Below are 18,070 nucleotides of genomic sequence, written 5' to 3' on the forward strand. Positions count from 1 at the left end.
TGTTCTGTCTTGCCTCGTCAAACCTGATCGTTGTTGCGCGTTTCGCCCGGCGGCGCGCTTTCCACCTTCAGCGGCGGCGCCCAGGCCGGACGCGCGGCTTCCTGCTGATCGGTGACGAGCTCCGCGGCGGCGTGCACCGGATTGCCGAGCATCGGGAAGCCGAGACTTTCGCGGGAATCGTAGTAAGCCTGCGCCACGAGACGCGAGAGCGCCCGAATGCGGCCGATATACGCCGCGCGCTCGGTCACGGAAATCGCGCCGCGCGAATCGAGCAGATTGAACGTATGGCCTGCCTTTAGCACGAGTTCATAGGCAGGCAGCGCGAGCTTCGCCTCGATCATCTTCTTCGCTTCGGCTTCGTAGCTGTTAAAGAAGTTGAAGAGCAGATCGACGTTCGCGTGCTCGAAGTTGTAGGTGGACTGCTCGACTTCGTTCTGGTGATAGACGTCGCCGTAAGTCAGGCGACGCAGCACCTTGCCGCTCGGGCCGTCTTCTTCCCACTCGGTCCAGACGAGGTCGTACACGTTCTCCACTTTCTGCAGATACATGGCGAGGCGTTCCAGACCATACGTGATCTCGCCGAGCACCGGCTTGCAGTCGAGGCCGCCTACCTGCTGGAAGTACGTGAACTGCGTCACTTCCATGCCGTTGAGCCACACTTCCCAGCCGAGTCCCCATGCGCCGAGCGTCGGGTTCTCCCAGTCGTCCTCGACGAAGCGCACGTCGTTCTGCTTCAGATCGAAACCGAGTGCTTCGAGCGAACCGAGATACAGGTCGAGGATGTTCTCAGGCGCGGGCTTGAGCACGACCTGATACTGATAGTAGTGCTGCAGGCGGTTGGGGTTCTCGCCGTAACGGCCGTCCTTCGGGCGGCGCGACGGCTGCACGTAGGCCGCGCGCCACGGCTCCGGACCGATCGCGCGCAGGAAGGTGTGCACGTGCGAGGTGCCCGCGCCGACTTCCATGTCGATGGGCTGGAGAAGCGCGCAGCCCTTGTCGTTCCAATAGGACTGCAGCGTCAGGATGATTTGCTGAAAGGTGAGCATGGTTGCCTTTGATACGGACCGGGCGCGCGCCGAAAAACGCGCGGCTCCGAGGCTCGGCCGAAGTGCTAAAACCTTGAATTTTAGCTGGAACGCGGGACCGGCGGGACTTTTTGGGAAGGAGGGCGCTTGACCGCGCTGCGCGCCTGTGCGCTGTTGCAGCCCGTATTGCGCGCAAAAGCAGCGTTGCGATACACGCGTCAGACCCGACGCTTCTTCCCCGGCGCAAACGCAAACCCGACCGCCAGCAACAGCAGCGACACGACGATCACCGTCGCATTACCGCTCGTCACATACGGCGTGCGTCCCGACGTGCCCTGCACGCGCGCTTCGAGCACGCCGGTCGTGAACGTCGGCAGGCGCGACACGACATCGCCGTTTGCCGCGATCACCGCCGTCATGCCCGTGTTCGTCGCCCGCAGCGTCGGCCGGCCGGTTTCGATCGAACGCATGCGCGCGATTTGCAAATGCTGATCGAGCGCGATCGTGTTGCCGAACCACGCCAGATTCGTCGAGTTGACGAGAATGCCCGCGGGCGTTTCCTGTTCGCGCAGCGTGCGCGCGATCTCTTCGCCGAAGATGTCCTCGTAGCAAACATCGACGGCGACCGGCTGGTTATGCACGAAGAACGGCTTCTGCGTGACTGGACCGCGCGCGAGATCGCCGAGCGGAATGCCCATCAGGTTCACGAACCAGTGAAAGCCGAGCGGCACGAATTCGCCGAACGGCACGAGATGATGCTTGTCGTAGCGATACACATCGTTCACGCCCGGCGTGATGCCGAAGAGGCTGTTCGTGAAATCGGTCGGGCGTCCGTCCGGCTGAATCGTGACGCCGATCGCGCCGAAGAGAATCGACGAATTCGTGCTGTCCGCGAAACTGCGGATCACGCTCGCGAACGCCGGCGGCACCTGAACAGCCAGCACGGGCAGCGCGGTCTCCGGCGTGACGATCAGATCGGCCGGCTTCTCGGTGATGAGCCGCTTGTAAAGCGCGAGCGATTCGTCGACGCCCGCCTGCTCGAACTTCATCTCCTGCTTCACATTGCCTTGAAGCAGACGCACGTCGAGCGGTGCGTTGGCAGGCGTCGTCCATTGCGCGAGCGAGAGCAGCATGCCGGCGACGATTAGCGCAAGCGCCGTCAATGCGGGCGCCAACGCGCGCCGCCGCATCCCGCGAAACGCGACCACCGCCTGAACGATGCATGCAGCCACGAGCGCGAGCACCCACGCGACGCCGTACACGCCGGCAATCGCGCCGAAGCCGGCAAGCGGGCCGTCCACTTGCGCATAGCCGCTCGCGAGCCACGGAAAGCCGGTGAACACGAGTCCGCGCAGCCATTCGCCGAGCGCCCAGGCGCTTGCGAACGCAAACGCGCCGTGCCAGGTGGGCGTGTAGCGCGGCGATGCATCGATCTCGCGGGCGGTGGCAGCGTCTTCATCGCCGAAGCGGGCGCGTCCCGCGACGAGCGACCAGACGAGGCTCGACAACGCCGGATACACCGCGAGATACAGCGAAAACAGCGCGACCGCGGCGGCGGCGAGCGGCGCGGCCATGCCGCCATAGTCGTGCATGCTCACGTACAGCCACCAGACGCCCGTGACGAAGTTGCCGAAGCCGAAGGCCCAGCCGGTTGCCGCCGCGCTTTTCCAGCCGCTCGTGCGCGACAGCCACGAAAAGAAGCACGCGAAGATGACGAGTTCGATCCAGCCGCCGTGGGGTGTCGGCGCGAACGACAGCGTGTTCGCCGCGCCGAGCACGGCGGCGACGAGGTAATGCCAGAACGGGAGCGCGCGCGGCGCAGCGGAAGCTGTGACGTCGCGTTGACGCGACAGGGAGCGAAACGGTGAATCGGCCATAAATTGCTAGGTCGCCGGTGGCGAAATGATATTTCTTGAAGCGCGTGGCGGCGCGCGCGCCGCCGATCAGTCGCGCAGCTCGCTCTCGTCGTCGCCGGGCTGACGCGGCTGCTGCGTGAGATTGGGCACGCGCCGCACGAGCAGCACGTGAACCTGGCGGGCGTCGCCGCGAAGAATCTCGAACACGAAGTCGTCGATGCGCACCTTCTCGCCGCGATGCGGCACGCGCCCGAACCGGTGCGTGACGAGCCCGCCGATGGTGTCGACTTCCTCGTCGGAGAAGTCGGTGCCGAATTCTTCGTTGAACTGTTGAATGCCCGTCAGCGCGCGCACGCGGAACTTGCCGTCCGGCGACGCGATGATATTGCCGGTTTCCTCGTCGAAGTCGTATTCGTCCTCGATGTCGCCGACGATCTGTTCCAGCACGTCCTCGATGGTGATGAGGCCCGCGACGCCGCCGTATTCATCGACGACGATCGCAATGTGGTTGCGGTTCACGCGGAAGTCGTGCAGCAGCACGTTGAGGCGCTTGGACTCGGGGATGAACACGGCGGGGCGCAGCATGCCGCGCACGTCGAACTCTTCTTCGGCGTAATAGCGCAGCAGGTCTTTCGCGAGCAGCACGCCGATGACGTTGTCGCGGTTGCCCTCGTACACCGGATAGCGCGAGTGCGCTTTTTCCAGCACAAAGGGAATGAATTCGGCGGGCGTTTCCGCGATGTTGATGGCGTCCATCTGGGCGCGCGGAATCATGATGTCGCGCGCGCAGAGATCGGACACCTGAAAGACGCCTTCGATCATCGAAAGCGAATCGGCATCGAGCAGGTTGCGCTCGTGCGCATCCTGGAGCACTTCGAGAAGCTCGTCGCGCGACTCGGGTTCGTGCGAGATGAAATCGGTCAGACGCTCGAGCAGCGAGCGTTTTTCCTGCGGTTTGTCGGCGTGGCGTCGACTGGGATAGGGTTCGTTCATAGCGGAGCGCCCGGGAAGACCCGGGCGCGAATTAACAGAAACTTAAGCATACACCAAGGTAAAACGCGGCCTGCGTGGTGCGGCGCGCTTAGCGAAACGCTCCACGATGCTAGCCGATCGATATGCGAAACAGGCGTCAGGCGGGCATCGTTAGCCGATCGGCCGACCCTCTCTTCGGCCCGCGAGAAGATCACTCGCCGCCCTGGCAACGTCGGAGCAGCGCCTCGAGCGCGCGGTCCGGCATGCCGCATTCGCGCAGGGCTTCCACGGTGCGGCTCACGTAATCGAGCGTGGTGCCGTAGCGACCGCTCGCGCAGCCGAACACCGTGCGGATGACCGGATCGGCCAGCTTGCCCGTGTACGAGGTGGCGTCACGGCGCATGACGAACGCGAGCGCCTGCACGCGTCGTCCGTCGATCAGCGTGCACGGCAGCCACGCCGGACGATACGAGGCCATGGCCATCTCGCGTCGCCAGAGGACTTCCAGATGCTCCTCCGTGTCCGGCCCGCCGAGGCGGAACGCCATGCCGGTGCAGGAGCCGCCGCGATCGAGCGCGAGCACGAGACCCGGCTGCTCCGGCGTGCCGCGATTCACGCGCGACCACAGATACAGCCCGCGATGATAGCCATGCACTTTGCCGCGCACGGCTTCGAGCGTCGGCAGTCCGGGATTCCAGATAAGCGAGCCATAGCCAAAGAGCCACAGGTCCGACCTGCGGTCCCAATGTGAAAGCGCCGCTTCGCGCGATGCGGCGAGTTCCTCATCGGTGAGAAGCGGCGTGTCGAGTAGCGCGGGCGGATAGTCCGGGCGGGGCTGCGGCGGATCGAGCGGCGGGCTCTCGATAGCGGGCGTGGACTCGGGTGTCTTGTCGTTCACGGTGCGGACGGGGCAGCGGATCGGCGGAAGTCAGACCAATGGCACGTAGGGATCGGGGAAGCCGAGAGACTGCATGATATCCGTCTCGATGGATTCCATCTCTTGCGCTTCGCTTTCGATCTCGTGATCGTAGCCCTGCGCATGCAGCGTGCCGTGCACGATCAGATGCGCGTAGTGCGCGGCGAGCGGCTTGCCTTGCTCGCTGGCTTCCCGTTCGACCACCGGACAGCACAGAATCAGATCGCCCGAAACGGGGTCGTCTTCGGATTCCGCATATGCGAAGGTCAGCACGTTCGTCGCGTAATCCTTCTGCCGATACGTGCGATTCAGCATGCGGCCTTCTTCTTCGTCGACGAAGCGGACCGTCAACTCGGCGTCGGCAAAGAGCGACGCCTTGATCCAGCGGGCGACCGTCGCGCGGGACAACAGCGCCTTGTGCGACGGAAACGCCTTTGCAGCCGGGAACTGCAGGTTCAGCGTGAGACTCGGCTTCATGCAGGTTTTTGCGACTGCTGCGCCGCCCGCGCTGCCTCGGCGAGCGCGGCGTCTTTTTGCGACTGCGCGTCGTAAGCCTCGACGATGCGCGCGACAAGCGGATGCCGCACCACGTCCGCCGACGTGAAATGCGTGATGGCGATGCCGCGCACTTCCGACAGCACGTGCTGCGCTTCGATCAGCCCGCTCTTGTGGCCGCGCGGCAGGTCCACCTGAGTCGTGTCGCCGGTCACGACCGCCTTCGAGCCGAAGCCGATACGCGTAAGGAACATCTTCATCTGCTCGGGCGTGGTGTTCTGCGCCTCGTCGAGAATGATGAACGCGTGGTTCAGCGTGCGGCCGCGCATGTAGGCGAGCGGCGCGATTTCGATCATCTGGCGCTCGAACATCTTCGCGGTCTTGTCGAAGCCGAGCAGATCGTAGAGCGCGTCGTAGAGCGGGCGCAGGTACGGATCGACCTTCTGCGCGAGATCGCCGGGCAAAAAGCCGAGCCGCTCGCCCGCTTCGACGGCCGGGCGCGTCAGCACGATGCGCTTGACCTGATCGCGCTCCAGCGCATCCACGGCGCAGGCGACGGCGAGATACGTCTTGCCCGTGCCGGCCGGCCCGATGCCGAACGTCACGTCGTGCGCGACGATCTGCTTCAGATACTGGCGCTGCATAGGCGTCCGGCCACGCAGGTCGGCGCGGCGCGTGTACAGCGTCGGGCCGTGATCTTCGTCCTCGCCGAGATCCATCGTGGCGCTCGGCTCGTCGAACGGGTGATCCGGATCGCCGCGGAAACGCGGGTCGTTCTGTCCGTCGTCCTCGCCGTTCTGGCCGGCTTCTTTCGCTAGCCGCGCCGCATGGCTTGCCTCGACGAGCGCGAGCTGAATATCGTCGACGGAAATCGGATCGCGGGCGCGGTTGTAGAAGTTTTCGAGCGCCGCGAGCGCGACTTTGGCGCCCCGGCCACGAATCGAAATCTTGTGCCCGCGTCGCGACAGCGTCACGTCGAGCGCCTGTTCGATCTGTCGCAGATTTTCGTCGAGCGGGCCGCAGAGGTTCGCGAGCCGCGCGTTGTCCTCGCGCGGAGCGGTGAATTCGAGATGCTGCTGGGGAGCGTTCTTCAAGGCGGGGTGGGTGTCCTGTCCGGTCTCGTAGGATTAATTGGCAAGCTCGGGGGCGGCCGTCTCGGGTGTGAGCACGAGCGCGCCGCGCAGCGAATGCGGATACGCGTGGTTGATCTCGACATCGATCATCTGGCCGATGAGTCGCGCATGCGAGGCGAGCGGCGCCGGGAAATTCACGACGCGATTGTTCGCCGTGCGTCCGGCGAGCTCGCTCGGATCCTTGCGTGACGGGCCTTCCACCAGAATGCGCTGCACCGTGCCGACCATCGAATTGCTGATTCTCACGACGTTTTCCTCGATCGTCGCCTGCAAATGCTGCAAGCGCCTGAGCTTGACCTCGCGGGGCGTGTCGTCATGCAGGTTTGCAGCCGGCGTGCCTGGTCGCGGGCTGTAGATGAACGAGAAGCTCGTGTCGTAGCTCATTTCCTCGACGAGTGCCATCATCTTCGCAAAATCGTCCTCGGTTTCGCCGGGAAAGCCGACGATAAAGTCCGTCGACAGCGACAAATCAGGGCGAATCGCCCGCAGCCGCCGGATGACCGACTTGTATTCGAGCACGGTGTATCCGCGTTTCATCGCCATCAGGATGCGGTCGGAGCCGTGCTGCACCGGCAAATGCAGGTGCGAAACGAGCTTCGGCACCTTCGCGTAGGTGTCGATGAGGCGCTGCGTGAATTCCTTCGGGTGCGAAGTCGTGTACCGAATGCGTTCGATGCCCGGCACCTCCGCGACGTACTCGATGAGCGTCGCGAAGTCCGCGATTTCGTGCGCCCCGGCGGTCAATGCGCCCCGGTAGGCGTTCACGTTCTGGCCGAGGAGCGTCACTTCGCGCACGCCCTGATCGGCGAGGCCGGCAATTTCGGTCAGCACGTCGTCGAGCGGGCGCGATACTTCCTCGCCGCGCGTGTAAGGCACGACGCAATAACTGCAGTATTTGCTGCACCCTTCCATGATCGAGACGAACGCGCTCGGGCCCTCGACGCGCGCCGGCGGCAGATGATCGAACTTTTCGATCTCCGGAAAGCTGATGTCGACTTGCGCGCGGCCCGTGGCGCGCCGCTTGTCGATCATGGCCGGCAAGCGATGCAGCGTCTGCGGTCCGAAGACGATATCGACGTAAGGCGCGCGCGCCACGATCGACGCGCCTTCCTGACTCGCGACGCAACCGCCGACGCCGATCAGCAGGTTCGGATTCGCTTCCTTCAGTTCCCGCACGCGGCCGAGGTCGGAGAACACTTTCTCCTGCGCCTTTTCGCGCACGGAGCACGTATTGAAGAGAATGACGTCCGCGTCTTCGGGCGTGTCGGTCTTGACGAGTCCTTCAGCGGCACCGAGCACGTCGACCATTTTGTCGGAGTCGTACTCGTTCATCTGGCAGCCGAAGGTCTTTACGTAAACTTTCTTGGTCATGAATGGTCGCCGGTCGCAGTGGTTAACCTGGGGGCGTATTGAGAATGATGAAATTGAGCGGTTTTGCGCGAAACTGCGCCACTTTCGCTTGACGTTAGCCGCATATTATAGCCCGTAGCGCCTTGTGACGCTTGTCGGCCGGTAGAGCGGTGCCGGGCTGCGGCTAGACGGTCGGCTTGCATCAGGCATCCGCCCAGGCCTTCGCTGCGGCGACCGCTCGCCGCCATCCGGCAAGACGCGGCTCGACGTCGGACGCCGGCATCGACGGTGTGAACCGCCGGTCCAGCTGCCATTGCGCTTTCAGTTCTCCGACGTCCTTCCAGTAGCCCACTGCGAGCCCGGCGAGATAGGCTGCGCCGAGCGCGGTGGTTTCCGCGACGCGCGGGCGCACCGTGTCGACACCCAACATGTCGGCCTGGAACTGCATCAGCAAGTCGTTGGCGCACGCGCCCCCGTCTACGCGTAGCTGCGCGATGGGCATGCCCGAGTCCGCTTCCATGGCTCGCAACACGTCGAGCGATTGATACGCGATGGATTCGAGCGCCGCCCGCGCGATATGGCTCGACGTTGTGCCGCGCGTGACGCCGAACAAGGTTCCGCGCGCACGCGCATTCCAGTGCGGCGCGCCGAGCCCGGCAAAGGCGGGGACCAGATACACGCCGTCGCTGTCGGGCACGGCGCGCGCAAGCCCTTCGACCTCGCTCGCGCTTCGGATGAGCCCGAGTCCGTCGCGCAACCATTGCACGACTGCGCCGGCGATAAAGATGCTGCCTTCGAGCGCGTAATCGACGCGATCGCCGATCTGCCACGCAACCGTCGTCACGAGGTTGTTGCGCGACTCGATTGGTTTGTCACCCGTATTCATGACGAGAAAGCAGCCCGTGCCGTACGTGTTCTTCACCATGCCGCTTTCCGTGCACATCTGGCCGAAGAGCGCGGCGTGCTGATCCCCCGCGATGGACGCGATCGGGATTTCGGCGGCGAGAAAACTGCCGTGCGTGGTTCCATACACCTCCGATGACGCGCGCACTTCGGGAAGCATGCTGCGCGGAATGTCGAAGGCGTCGAGCAGCTCGTCGTCCCAGCGGCGCGCGTGTATGTCGAAGAGCATGGTGCGCGACGCGTTCGTGATATCGGTGATGTGCATGCCCCGGCGCGTGAAGTTCCAGACGAGCCAGCTATCCACGGTTCCGAACGCAAGCCGTCCCTGCCGGGCTTTGTCCCGCGCGCCTTCGACGTTATCGAGAATCCAGCGGATTTTCGTCGCGGAGAAATAGGCGTCGATAGGCAGGCCGGTTTTGGCGCGGACCATCGGTTCGAGGCCCCGCGCCTTGAGTTCGTCGCAGAGCGCGGCGGTGCGGCGGTCCTGCCAGACGATCGCGTTGTACACCGGCTTGCCGGTCTCGCGATCCCAGACGATGGTGGTCTCGCGCTGATTGGTGATACCCAAAGCCGCGATCGACGATGCGCTCAGTCCCGCGCGCGTCACGGCTTCGGCCGCGACGCCCGCCTGAGTCGACCAGATCTCCTGCGGATCGTGCTCGACCCAGCCGGCACGAGGATAGATCTGCTGAAACTCCTTCTGAGCGACGGACACGATGTTCCCGCTCCTGTCGAACAGCATGGCGCGCGAGCTCGTCGTGCCCTGGTCGAGCGCGAGGACGATTTGATCCTGCATGGTCATCTCCGAGGTTGAGCGGGCATCCGCCATGCGAAGTCCGCATGCGCAATCTATCGGAGGCGCGGCGCGCGGACAACCTGGCCGAATGGCATAAGCAAAATGGACGGTCCATGCTCGCCGTGATTCGGCCTATGCCATTCGGCCGAGTGGCAAGGACGCGGCGATCGTCCGATACTGGCGGCTCAATCGAGCTATGGGTGACTGCAATGCGAAAGTGGATCGCGACGGGCACGGTTGCGGCAGCCGTACTGGCCGGCTGCGTAACGACGCCTAGTCTGGAGGGATCGTTCGGCGCGCCGTCTTTCGGCGCGCTTCAGGACATGTGCGGGATGGCGTCGACGGATTGGGGCGCCGACGCGCAGTCCGTGTACTCGGCTTTCTTTGACGCGTACGTCGCCGAGCGGCGCGGCGCGCTATCGAGAGATCGCTTCTGCGCGTTTCAGACCGGGATCGCGGAACGGCATCGCGCGTATCTCGCGAACCCGGGCCCGACAGCGCAGACTGCGTGGGCCAACTTCCTGCTGGATCAGCGCGCGCAGGCGCTGAGTTGGCGAGCGGCCGTCGATCCGACGTTGCGAGGGGGATAAAGCTTGGGGAAGGGACGCGGCCGGCGGCACGCGTCCCGCACGCTGCTACGAGAACCGCTTGAAGGCCTTGATGGTGGAATCGCCGGTTGCGGTGAGCCGCCATTGCTGTCGGCCGGAGGCGAGTTGTTCGAGCTGGACGAGCTGGCGTTCGAGCAGGGCGTCGAGTTCCTCGCGTTCCATGTCGACTTGGTTGGGCGCTTCCTGAACCAAAAGCAGCGTGGCAAATTCGTGCGGACTCAGCATCGTGTTCTCCATGACGACCGAAACGCAAGACGGCCAGCGGCGGCGGGCCGGCTCCTCGCTTCGAAACGTTGCGCGGGAAAACTGCAACTGCCGGGCAGCACGTCTATTTCTTCAATGCGCTGCCGGGAATTCGGATTGTAGGCAAGCGTCTGAGGAGTGCCAATCATACCGGTGAAAATTTCGGCTTTGACTTTTGGCGCCTTCGAAAGCGGTTGGTCAGAGAGGCCGATTTGCAGAATCCACGTGAAGACTGCGCTGCACTGCACACTGAAAGAGCACGCCGCGAACTCATGCTGTCGTTTCATTAATCTATACGATAAATGAATTTGTTCCGGCTTACGGTGGCAATGCAATATGCTTCTTTTGCCGCATCAACGATTAACTGTCAGTGTGCCTTGCACGCGTATCGCCGCCCGTAACTCGGATTTCATTCATGAACCGCTTCAATTGGCAGAACCCGTATCCCACTCCGCGCCTTCCCGTGTTCGCGCGGAACATCGTTTCGACCTCGCATCCGCTCGCGGCGCAAGCCGGCCTGCGCATGCTGTGGAAAGGCGGCAATGCCGTCGACGCGGCCATCGCGGCAGCGGCGGCCATCACTATCGTGGAACCGGTATCGAACGGTCTGGGCGGCGATGCTTTCGCGCTGGTGTGGGACGGCAGCAAGCTCCACGGGCTGAACGCGTCGGGCGTGGCGCCGGCGGCGTGGAACGTCGACTACTTCCGCCGCAAGTATGGCGAAGAAAACGGCCTGGCACGCCAGCCCAAGCGCGGATGGGACACCGTGACGGTCCCGGGCGTCATCGCCGGATGGGAAGCATTGCATGCGAAGTTCGGGTCGCTGCCGTTCGCCGATCTGATGGAGCCGGCCATCGAAATCGCGGAGCGCGGTCATGCGGTGGCGAGCATCGTCGCGTACAAGTGGGCGGCGGCAGTCCCTGAAATGAAAGATCAACCCGGCTTTGCGGATGTGTTCATGCCGCACGGCCGCGCCCCCGAAGTCAGCGAGCTCGTGCGCATGCCGGGTCACGCCAATACGTTACGCGCGCTCGCGGAACACGGTCCGCGCGCGTTCTACGAGGGCGAAGTCGCCGAACGCATCGCGGCGTTCGCACGCGAGGGCGGCGGCGCAATGACGCTGGACGACCTTCGTAGCTATCGCGCGGAGTGGGTCGAGCCGATCAGCAAGGATTATCGCGGCTACACGGTCCACGAGATTCCGCCGAACGGGCAGGGTATCGCGGCGCTCATCGCGCTCGGCATTCTCGACAAGTTCGATGTCAGCGCGCTGACGGTCGATCGAATCGAGTCGCAGCATCTGCAAATCGAAGCCATGAAGCTCGCGTTCGCCGACGTCTATCGCTACGTCGCCGATCCGCGCTCGATGGAAGTCACGCCCGAGCAGATGCTGGATGACGCCTATCTGACCGAGCGCGCGAAGCTCATCGACCCGGCGCGAGCCACGCAGTTCGACTTCGGCATGCCGAAGGCGGGCGGCACCATCTATATGTCGGTGGCCGACGAGCGCGGCATGATGGTCAGCTTCATCCAGTCGAACTACATGGGCTTCGGCTCGGGCGTGGTCGTGCCGAATACCGGCATCTCGCTGCAGAACCGTGGCTGCGGCTTCTCGATGGACCCGAAATCGGCGAATGTCGTCGAGGGCGGCAAGCGCCCGTTCCATACGATCATCCCGGCATTCCTCACGCAGGAAATCGATGGCCGCCGCGACGCGGTGATGAGCTTCGGCGTCATGGGCGGCGACATGCAGCCGCAAGGGCATTTGCAGTCGATCGTGCGCATGCTCGACTACGGTCAACAGCCGCAGGCGGCTTGCGACGCGCCGCGCTGGAAGGTGAACCGCGATTTCACCATCGACATCGAAGCTACGCTCGATCTCGAGACGGCTCGCGCGCTCGAGGGCATGGGCCATACGATCAAGTCCATCGACGATCCGTACATGGACTTCGGTTCCGGCCAGTACATCTGGAAGCTGGATCGCGACGATCCCGACCGCGGTTACGTCGCAGCGAGCGACAGCCGCCGCGACGGCCTCGCTGCCGGCTTCTAGCAACACTTTACGGCTGCCTGCGTTCGCGCAGACAGCCGGCCTTCCATGAGTTTTCGCCTTCGCACGGCGGCAAGCGCCGTGCGAACGGTGGCGCACGTCCGCGCATTGCTGCAATGAGCCGAGAGCACGAGATGACGCAACACGGAAAGACTTTGAACGAAGCGGTGCACGAAACACCGCTTGCAGGCCGCCCGGCCGTTGCCCATGGCGCCGACATTTCGCATCCGCCGGCCGCCACGCTGTCGAAGGCGATGGTTCGCCGCATCGTGTTTTCGTCGTCCGTCGGCAATGCGCTCGAATGGTTCGATTTCCTCGTCTACGGCTATTTCGCGGCGATCATCGCAAAAGCGTTCTTCCCGTCGCATGACGAATGGCTTTCCACGATGCTCGCCATCGGCACCTTCGGCATCTCGTTTCTGATGCGTCCGCTGGGCGCGATCGTGCTCGGCATCTACGCCGATCGCAACGGCCGCAAGGCCGCGCTGACGCTCGCCATTCTGCTGATGATGATCGGCACGCTGACCATGGCGGCGATGCCGTCGTATCAGCATATCGGCATTGCGGCGCCGCTTTTGATCCTGCTCGCGCGGCTGATTCAGGGCTTCGCCGTGGGCGGTGAGTTCGGTAGCGCGACGGCGTTCATGGTCGAGCACAGCCAAGCGCGTCGCGGCTATTACGCGAGCTGGCAGTTCGCGAGTCAGGGGCTTGCCGCGATCATGGCCGCCGCGTTCGGCTCGCTCTTGACCGCGTGGCTGCCGCAACCGCAGCTCGAGTCGTGGGGGTGGCGCATTCCGTTCGTGTTCGGCCTGCTCATCGGGCCGGTCGGCTATTACATCCGCTCGCACCTCGACGAAACGCCGGAGTTCCTGGCGTCCCGGCCGGCCCGCACCGACGCTCGCGCGCCGGGCGTCTCGTTCTCGAATCAGTGGATCAACTTGCTGCTCGCGGTCGGTATCGTCGCGCAATCGACGGTCGGCGTGTATGTGCTGCAACTCTACATGCCGATGTATGCCGTCAAGCAACTGCATTTGCCCGCCACGGCGTCGTTTGCCGTGGTCGTGCTCAACGGCGGGCTGCAGTTCATCTTCTCGCCGATCATGGGCGCGCTGTCCGACCGGCTCGGGCGCATTCGCATCATGCTCGGCACGTCGATCATCATGGGCGTTGCCATCTATCCGATGTTCGCGTGGCTGCAGGCTTCGCCGACGGTCCTCTCGCTCGTCGTGCTTCAGTCGGCAGCAGGCATCCTGAAAGCCGCGTATTCCGGTCCGATGCCCGCGCTGATGTCGGAGATTTTCCCCACGCGCGTGCGCTCGACGGGCTTGTCCATCGGCTATGCGCTCGGCGTGACGCTCTTCGGGGGATTCGCGCCGACCATCGTCGAGGCGTTCATCCACGTCACCGGCGACAAGCTCGCGCCGAGCTACTACGTGCTGCTCGCGGCGGTGTTGTCGGGCGTCTCGCTCGCGATCGTCGCCTGGCGCATGCGCGGCGGCGCGCGACACGCTGCATAGCATCTGCTTCCTGTGAACTAGCTTACGACGGCGGCTTCGGCCGCCGTTGTGCTTTTTGACGCGCCTCGAACTCCATCGCGGCGGCACACTTCCTGCTCTATGCTGCGCCACCGAAGCCGCGCATCGAGACGTAGAAAATTGACGCACGGCAAGGCGCGCATGGAACCGCGCAGCGCGGCGCAAGTCTGTCCCCATGTCTGCAAACTCGTTGCAGGACGGCTAAGATGAAAAAGCACAAGCCGCTAACACTTTGATTCGAAGACGCTGGGACGACGTCGCAGCGTCGTATGAACCTCGACCGTCTTTTTTGGCCGGTGGCGCGTTCAGTTCAGCCAGGGAGCGCGATACATGCATACAGCTAGCACCCACGTGATGCCGTGGCGCATCGAAGATATCGATCTGAATCGGATCGACCGACAGAAGGCGGCGTCCAACGAACATCTTCTCTTGTTGCTCTGTGCCTGCTCGTTCATCGAGAGCGGCACGGATCTTTATACGAGCAACCTCAGCACCTACTTTCGAGACGATCCGGAGATCGCGGCGTGGCTCAACAACGAGTGGGAGCCCGAGGAGATGCAGCACGGCCGCGCGCTCAAGACGTACATCAACCACGTCTGGCCGGAGTTCGACTGGGACACGGCGTTCAAGAACTTCTTCGCCGAATATTCGCTGACGTGTTCCTACGAGCAGTTCGAGAAAAAGCGCGCGCTGGAGATGGTGGCGCGCTGTGTCATCGAGACGGGAACGGCCACGCTGTATCGGGCCATCAACGAATGTTCAGACGAGCCGGTGCTCAAGGAGATCACGGACAACATCCGGGTCGACGAAGTGCGTCACTACAAGCATTTCTTCCGCTTCTTCAAGAAGTGGAACAAGATCGAAGGCAATGGCCGGCTGGCGGTGCTCGGCGCGCTGGTGCGTCGCGTGGCCGAGCTGAAGAGCGAGGACTCGGAGATCGCGCTGCGGCACGTCTTCGCCATTCGATACCCGGAGCGCGTCAAGGATTCGACCTACAATCGCGAACTCTTCGCGCAGGTCAATGCGTTGGTTCGGCGGAATCTGTCGGCTGATCAGTGCATCAAGATGCTTCTGAAGCCGCTCGATTTGCCCGCGCGCATCCAGCCGGGCGTGCACTATCCGCTCGCGAAAATCACGCAACTCTTCTTCCGCTAACGCTCGATGCGTGCGGCGGCGCATGCCGTTTCACTCAACCAGCCTACGTCAATGACCGACTCCACCGCAGCGAAGACGCTGTCTTTGCAGACCGTCTTCGACGAATGGCCCTCCGATCTGCGCGCGTTATTCGACGGTACGTTGACCGGCGCGCCGAGCGGCTTCACGGCGTCGCTGTCCGCCGTGGACGACGGCGGGCGCATTCGCACCGCGCTATTGAGCGCGGGCGAACTGCTCGCCCCGGACGCGCGTACGCTGTGCTTCGCGCTGTGGCCGTCGTCGCGTACCGCGCGGGCGATTGCGTCGAGCGCGAGTGCAACGCTCGCTTTCGTTTTTGACGAGGCGTTCCATCAGGTGCAGATCGACGCGCGGCGCGTCGCGCTCGACGACGTGCCGCTCGCGTGCTTCGTCGGGACGATTGAAAGCGGGGAGATTCAGCGCGTGCCGTATGCGCGGCTGACAGGCGGCATCACGTTCGAACTGACAGATACCGAGCAGGTCATCGCGCGCTGGCGCGAGCAACTGGACTGGCTGAAGCAGGCGGCGAGCGCCGCTGCCTGATTGCTTGTTGCTTCTTTCGCGAGCCGCGCGCGTTGGCGGCTCGCTTTCAAGATGACGTCGCCGACGCTCAGCGCCCGCGTCCGCCGGTGCGCATGCCGTCGCGGCGCGCGCCGCCGTTGTCGTTGCGCGACTTGCCGCCGAGGAGCGCGCCGGGATTGCCGGCTTTGGCGCGCGGGGCCGGAGCGTGCCCGGCTGCGTGCGCGGCTTCGGGACGGCGGGGCGCCGGCTTGACGCCCGCGTTCGCGTGGCCGGCCGGTTTAGCGCTGGCCGGCTTCGAGCCGCGGCCGTCGCGCTGACCCTGACCGCCGCCGTTGCCCGCTTTCGGCGCACGCGCCTGATCCTGCGATCCGCCATGCGCGCGGCCGCCTTCGCGCGGACCGCCGCGCCCCTGGCTGCGGCGCTGAATCGGCTCGGGTTTCGCGTTCGGGTCCGGCTCGAACCCGGCAATCACTTCCTGCGGAATCGGGCGCTTGATGAGGCGCTCGATATCCTTCAGCAATTGCAGTTCGTCGACGCACACGAGCGACACCGCTTCGCCTTCCGCGCCCGCGCGACCCGTGCGGCCGATGCGGTGCACGTAATCTTCCGGCACGTTCGGCAGGTCGAAGTTGACCACGTGCGGCAACTGGTCGATGTCGATGCCGCGCGCCGCGATATCGGTCGCGACGAGCACCTGCAACGTCTGATCCTTGAATTCGGCGAGCGCCCGCGTGCGCGCGGACTGGCTCTTGTTGCCGTGGATGGCGAGCGCGCTGATGCCGTCCTTCGTCAATTGCTCGGCAAGACGGTTCGCGCCGTGCTTCGTGCGCGTGAAGACGAGCACCTGAAACCAGTCGTGCTGGCGAATCAGATGCGTGAGCAGTTCGCGCTTGCGATCACGATCGACCGGATGGATCTTCTGTTCGATGCGCTCGGCCGTCGTGTTGCGGCGCGCGACTTCGATCAGCGCGGGCGAATCGAGCAGGCTGTCGGCGAGCGCCTTGATCTCGTCGGAGAACGTGGCCGAGAACAGCAGGTTCTGGCGCTTCTGCGGCAGACGCGCGAGCACGCGCTTGATGTCGTGGATGAAGCCCATGTCGAGCATGCGGTCGGCTTCGTCGAGCACGAGAATTTCGAGCTGCGAAACGTCGATCGTCTTCTGCTGCATGTGATCGAGCAGACGGCCCGGCGTCGCGACGACGATATCCACGCCACGGCGCAGCGCGTCGATCTGCGGATTGATGCCGACGCCGCCGAACATCACGGTCGACCGCAGCTTCAGATACTTGCCGTAGGCGCGCACGCTTTCTTCGACCTGCGCCGCGAGTTCGCGCGTCGGCGTGAGAATCAGCGCGCGCACCGGGCGCTTGCTGCCGGCCGCGGCCGGCGCCATTTGCGAGAGACGTTGCAGGATGGGCAGCGTGAAGCCCGCCGTCTTGCCGGTGCCGGTTTGCGCGCCGGCGAGCAGGTCGCCGCCTTTCAGGACGGCCGGAATGGCCTGAAGCTGGATCGGAGTGGGATTCGTGTAGCCGAGTTCGTTGACTGCGCGAAGGAGAGGTTCTGACAGACCGAGTGAATCAAAAGACATAAATAGATGTTCGAATCGTTGTGGCGAACGGCGTGCAGGCGGCTGGCAACAGCGGCGATGATGTACGACGCTCGCGATGAATCGGGCGGCGGCCTTGGTGCGCGGTACTCGACCGCCTGGCTGTGCCGCAAGGTTCGACGCGCTATCAAGACACGCCGGCTGGCTGTAAGTTGCATCGCGTTCCTTCGCGATGCGGGCGCTTTGCCCCGTTCAAGGCTCACGCGACATAGCGCGCGACGCTCACGAACTGACACAGACTGCCCGCCAGCACGAACAGATGCCAGATACCGTGGCCGTGCCGGATGCGCTCGTCGTTGATGAAAAACCAGATGCCGGCGGTGTAGATCAGACCGCCTGCCACCAGCCACGCAGTGCCTGCGGGCGGCAGCGCCGTCAAGAGCGGATGAACGGCTACGAGCGCGAGCCAGCCCATCAACACGTACAGCACCATCGAAACGCTGCGGGTTCTTCGCCCGAGCGTGAGTTCCTGCGTGATGCCGAGCACAGCAAGCCCCCAGCTCACGCCAAACAGCGACCAGCCCCACGGGCCGCGCAAGGTCACCAGTGTATAGGGTGTGTAGCTGCCGGCTATCAACAAGTAGATGGCCGAGTGGTCGCACTTTTGCAAGACCGCTTTCATGCGCGGCGTGCGCGCACAGTGGTACAGCGTCGAGATCAGGTACAACGTGCACAGCATGGCGCCGTAGATCGCGAAGCTCACGACCTTGTAGGCGTCGCCATCGAGCGCGCCCATCGTCACGAGCGTCGCGAGTCCCGCGACGGACAAGATGACGCCGATCAGATGGCTGATGCTGTTGAAACGCTCGCCTGCGTGCATGACTGGTCCACCAAAGACAAAAGGCGCAGCCCCAACATGAAGGCTGCGCCCCGTGCGTATTGTACGC

16 protein-coding genes are annotated in these 18,070 nt (G+C 64.1%); 5 read left to right on the forward strand and 11 right to left on the reverse strand.

Annotated features, from left to right (window positions below):
- Positions 1–17: 17 nt before the first annotated feature.
- The 8 genes from glyQ to glpK form a co-directional block, all read right to left on the reverse strand.
- Positions 18–1,046 carry a glycine--tRNA ligase subunit alpha gene (gene glyQ, locus LDZ24_RS02020; protein ID WP_248321255.1) on the reverse strand — a complete coding sequence of 343 codons (1,029 nt, stop codon included), beginning with the start codon at positions 1,044–1,046 and terminating at the stop codon, positions 18–20.
- 197 nt (positions 1,047–1,243) lie between these two features.
- A complete protein-coding gene (lnt, locus tag LDZ24_RS02025) occupies positions 1,244–2,902 on the reverse strand; it encodes an apolipoprotein N-acyltransferase (RefSeq protein WP_248321258.1) in 1,659 nt (552 codons plus the stop codon).
- 66 nt (positions 2,903–2,968) lie between these two features.
- Positions 2,969–3,874 (reverse strand): HlyC/CorC family transporter, encoded by a 906-nt coding sequence (locus LDZ24_RS02030; protein ID WP_175939516.1) that lies wholly within the window; start codon positions 3,872–3,874, stop codon positions 2,969–2,971.
- Positions 3,875–4,064: 190 nt separating this feature from the next.
- Complete coding sequence (locus tag LDZ24_RS02035) at positions 4,065–4,751, reverse strand: gamma-glutamylcyclotransferase (RefSeq protein ID WP_371747374.1); 687 nt, start codon at positions 4,749–4,751, stop codon at positions 4,065–4,067.
- Between the two features lie 30 nt (positions 4,752–4,781).
- The gene (ybeY, locus tag LDZ24_RS02040) at positions 4,782–5,246 is read right to left on the reverse strand and encodes an rRNA maturation RNase YbeY (protein WP_248321260.1); all 465 of its coding nucleotides are present in this window, start codon (positions 5,244–5,246) and stop codon (positions 4,782–4,784) included.
- On the reverse strand, positions 5,243–6,358 hold the full coding sequence (locus tag LDZ24_RS02045; protein WP_175939519.1) for a PhoH family protein: 1,116 nt from the start codon (positions 6,356–6,358) through the stop codon (positions 5,243–5,245). Before LDZ24_RS02045 ends, ybeY begins: the two co-directional genes overlap by 4 nt.
- A gap of 33 nt (positions 6,359–6,391) precedes the next feature.
- Positions 6,392–7,768 (reverse strand): tRNA (N6-isopentenyl adenosine(37)-C2)-methylthiotransferase MiaB, encoded by a 1,377-nt coding sequence (gene miaB, locus LDZ24_RS02050; protein WP_248321262.1) that lies wholly within the window; start codon positions 7,766–7,768, stop codon positions 6,392–6,394.
- A 181-nt stretch (positions 7,769–7,949) separates the two neighbouring features.
- Positions 7,950–9,446: a glycerol kinase GlpK gene (gene glpK / locus LDZ24_RS02055; protein WP_248321263.1), complete on the reverse strand. Its 1,497-nt coding sequence runs from the start codon at positions 9,444–9,446 to the stop codon at positions 7,950–7,952.
- A 209-nt stretch (positions 9,447–9,655) separates the two neighbouring features.
- Here glpK and LDZ24_RS02060 point away from each other — a divergent pair, with 209 nt between their 5' ends.
- Positions 9,656–10,036, forward strand: a complete 381-nt coding sequence (locus LDZ24_RS02060; protein WP_248322248.1) for a hypothetical protein — start codon at positions 9,656–9,658, stop codon at positions 10,034–10,036.
- A gap of 45 nt (positions 10,037–10,081) precedes the next feature.
- Here LDZ24_RS02060 and LDZ24_RS02065 read toward each other — a convergent pair whose 3' ends face one another.
- Positions 10,082–10,279, reverse strand: a complete 198-nt coding sequence (locus tag LDZ24_RS02065; protein WP_175940590.1) for a hypothetical protein — start codon at positions 10,277–10,279, stop codon at positions 10,082–10,084.
- Positions 10,280–10,712: 433 nt separating this feature from the next.
- Here LDZ24_RS02065 and ggt point away from each other — a divergent pair, with 433 nt between their 5' ends.
- The 4 genes from ggt to LDZ24_RS02085 all read left to right on the forward strand — a co-directional run bounded on the left by ggt (position 10,713) and on the right by LDZ24_RS02085 (position 15,598).
- Positions 10,713–12,350, forward strand: a complete 1,638-nt coding sequence (gene ggt / locus LDZ24_RS02070) for a gamma-glutamyltransferase (RefSeq protein WP_248321265.1) — start codon at positions 10,713–10,715, stop codon at positions 12,348–12,350.
- A 251-nt stretch (positions 12,351–12,601) separates the two neighbouring features.
- Positions 12,602–13,864, forward strand: coding sequence for an MFS transporter (locus tag LDZ24_RS02075; protein WP_248322249.1), 1,263 nt, complete (start codon positions 12,602–12,604; stop codon positions 13,862–13,864).
- A 348-nt stretch (positions 13,865–14,212) separates the two neighbouring features.
- Positions 14,213–15,037 (forward strand): ferritin-like domain-containing protein, encoded by an 825-nt coding sequence (locus LDZ24_RS02080; protein ID WP_248321267.1) that lies wholly within the window; start codon positions 14,213–14,215, stop codon positions 15,035–15,037.
- Positions 15,038–15,088: 51 nt separating this feature from the next.
- Complete coding sequence (locus LDZ24_RS02085; protein ID WP_248321269.1) at positions 15,089–15,598, forward strand: hypothetical protein; 510 nt, start codon at positions 15,089–15,091, stop codon at positions 15,596–15,598.
- Positions 15,599–15,665: 67 nt separating this feature from the next.
- Here the strand turns inward: LDZ24_RS02085 and LDZ24_RS02090 are convergent, their stop codons facing one another.
- Both LDZ24_RS02090 and LDZ24_RS02095 read right to left on the reverse strand, forming a co-directional pair.
- Entirely contained in the window at positions 15,666–17,165 is a 1,500-nt protein-coding gene (locus tag LDZ24_RS02090) for a DEAD/DEAH box helicase (RefSeq protein WP_248321271.1), read from the reverse strand.
- Between the two features lie 217 nt (positions 17,166–17,382).
- A complete protein-coding gene (locus LDZ24_RS02095; RefSeq protein WP_248321273.1) occupies positions 17,383–18,003 on the reverse strand; it encodes a hemolysin III family protein in 621 nt (206 codons plus the stop codon).
- Positions 18,004–18,070: the final 67 nt, after the last annotated feature.

It is taken from the genome of Caballeronia sp. Sq4a (genome assembly GCF_023170545.1).
Taxonomy (GTDB): Bacteria; Pseudomonadota; Gammaproteobacteria; order Burkholderiales; family Burkholderiaceae; genus Caballeronia.

What these genes read in the sequence shown, in the direction of transcription:
- ybeY (WP_248321260.1), bottom strand. Translation starts at nt 5,246, where the DNA reads ATGAAGCCGAGTCTCACGCTGAACCTGCAGTTCCCGGCTGCAAAGGCG.
- LDZ24_RS02080 (WP_248321267.1), top strand. Translation starts at nt 14,213, where the DNA reads ATGCATACAGCTAGCACCCACGTGATGCCGTGGCGCATCGAAGATATC.
- ggt (WP_248321265.1), top strand. Translation starts at nt 10,713, where the DNA reads ATGAACCGCTTCAATTGGCAGAACCCGTATCCCACTCCGCGCCTTCCC.
- LDZ24_RS02075 (WP_248322249.1), top strand. Translation starts at nt 12,602, where the DNA reads ATGGTTCGCCGCATCGTGTTTTCGTCGTCCGTCGGCAATGCGCTCGAA.
- miaB (WP_248321262.1), bottom strand. Translation starts at nt 7,768, where the DNA reads ATGACCAAGAAAGTTTACGTAAAGACCTTCGGCTGCCAGATGAACGAG.
- glyQ (WP_248321255.1), bottom strand. Translation starts at nt 1,046, where the DNA reads ATGCTCACCTTTCAGCAAATCATCCTGACGCTGCAGTCCTATTGGAAC.
- lnt (WP_248321258.1), bottom strand. Translation starts at nt 2,902, where the DNA reads ATGGCCGATTCACCGTTTCGCTCCCTGTCGCGTCAACGCGACGTCACA.
- LDZ24_RS02090 (WP_248321271.1), bottom strand. Translation starts at nt 17,165, where the DNA reads ATGTCTTTTGATTCACTCGGTCTGTCAGAACCTCTCCTTCGCGCAGTC.
- LDZ24_RS02030 (WP_175939516.1), bottom strand. Translation starts at nt 3,874, where the DNA reads ATGAACGAACCCTATCCCAGTCGACGCCACGCCGACAAACCGCAGGAA.
- glpK (WP_248321263.1), bottom strand. Translation starts at nt 9,446, where the DNA reads ATGCAGGATCAAATCGTCCTCGCGCTCGACCAGGGCACGACGAGCTCG.
- LDZ24_RS02085 (WP_248321269.1), top strand. Translation starts at nt 15,089, where the DNA reads ATGACCGACTCCACCGCAGCGAAGACGCTGTCTTTGCAGACCGTCTTC.
- LDZ24_RS02095 (WP_248321273.1), bottom strand. Translation starts at nt 18,003, where the DNA reads ATGCACGCAGGCGAGCGTTTCAACAGCATCAGCCATCTGATCGGCGTC.
- LDZ24_RS02065 (WP_175940590.1), bottom strand. Translation starts at nt 10,279, where the DNA reads ATGCTGAGTCCGCACGAATTTGCCACGCTGCTTTTGGTTCAGGAAGCG.
- LDZ24_RS02060 (WP_248322248.1), top strand. Translation starts at nt 9,656, where the DNA reads ATGCGAAAGTGGATCGCGACGGGCACGGTTGCGGCAGCCGTACTGGCC.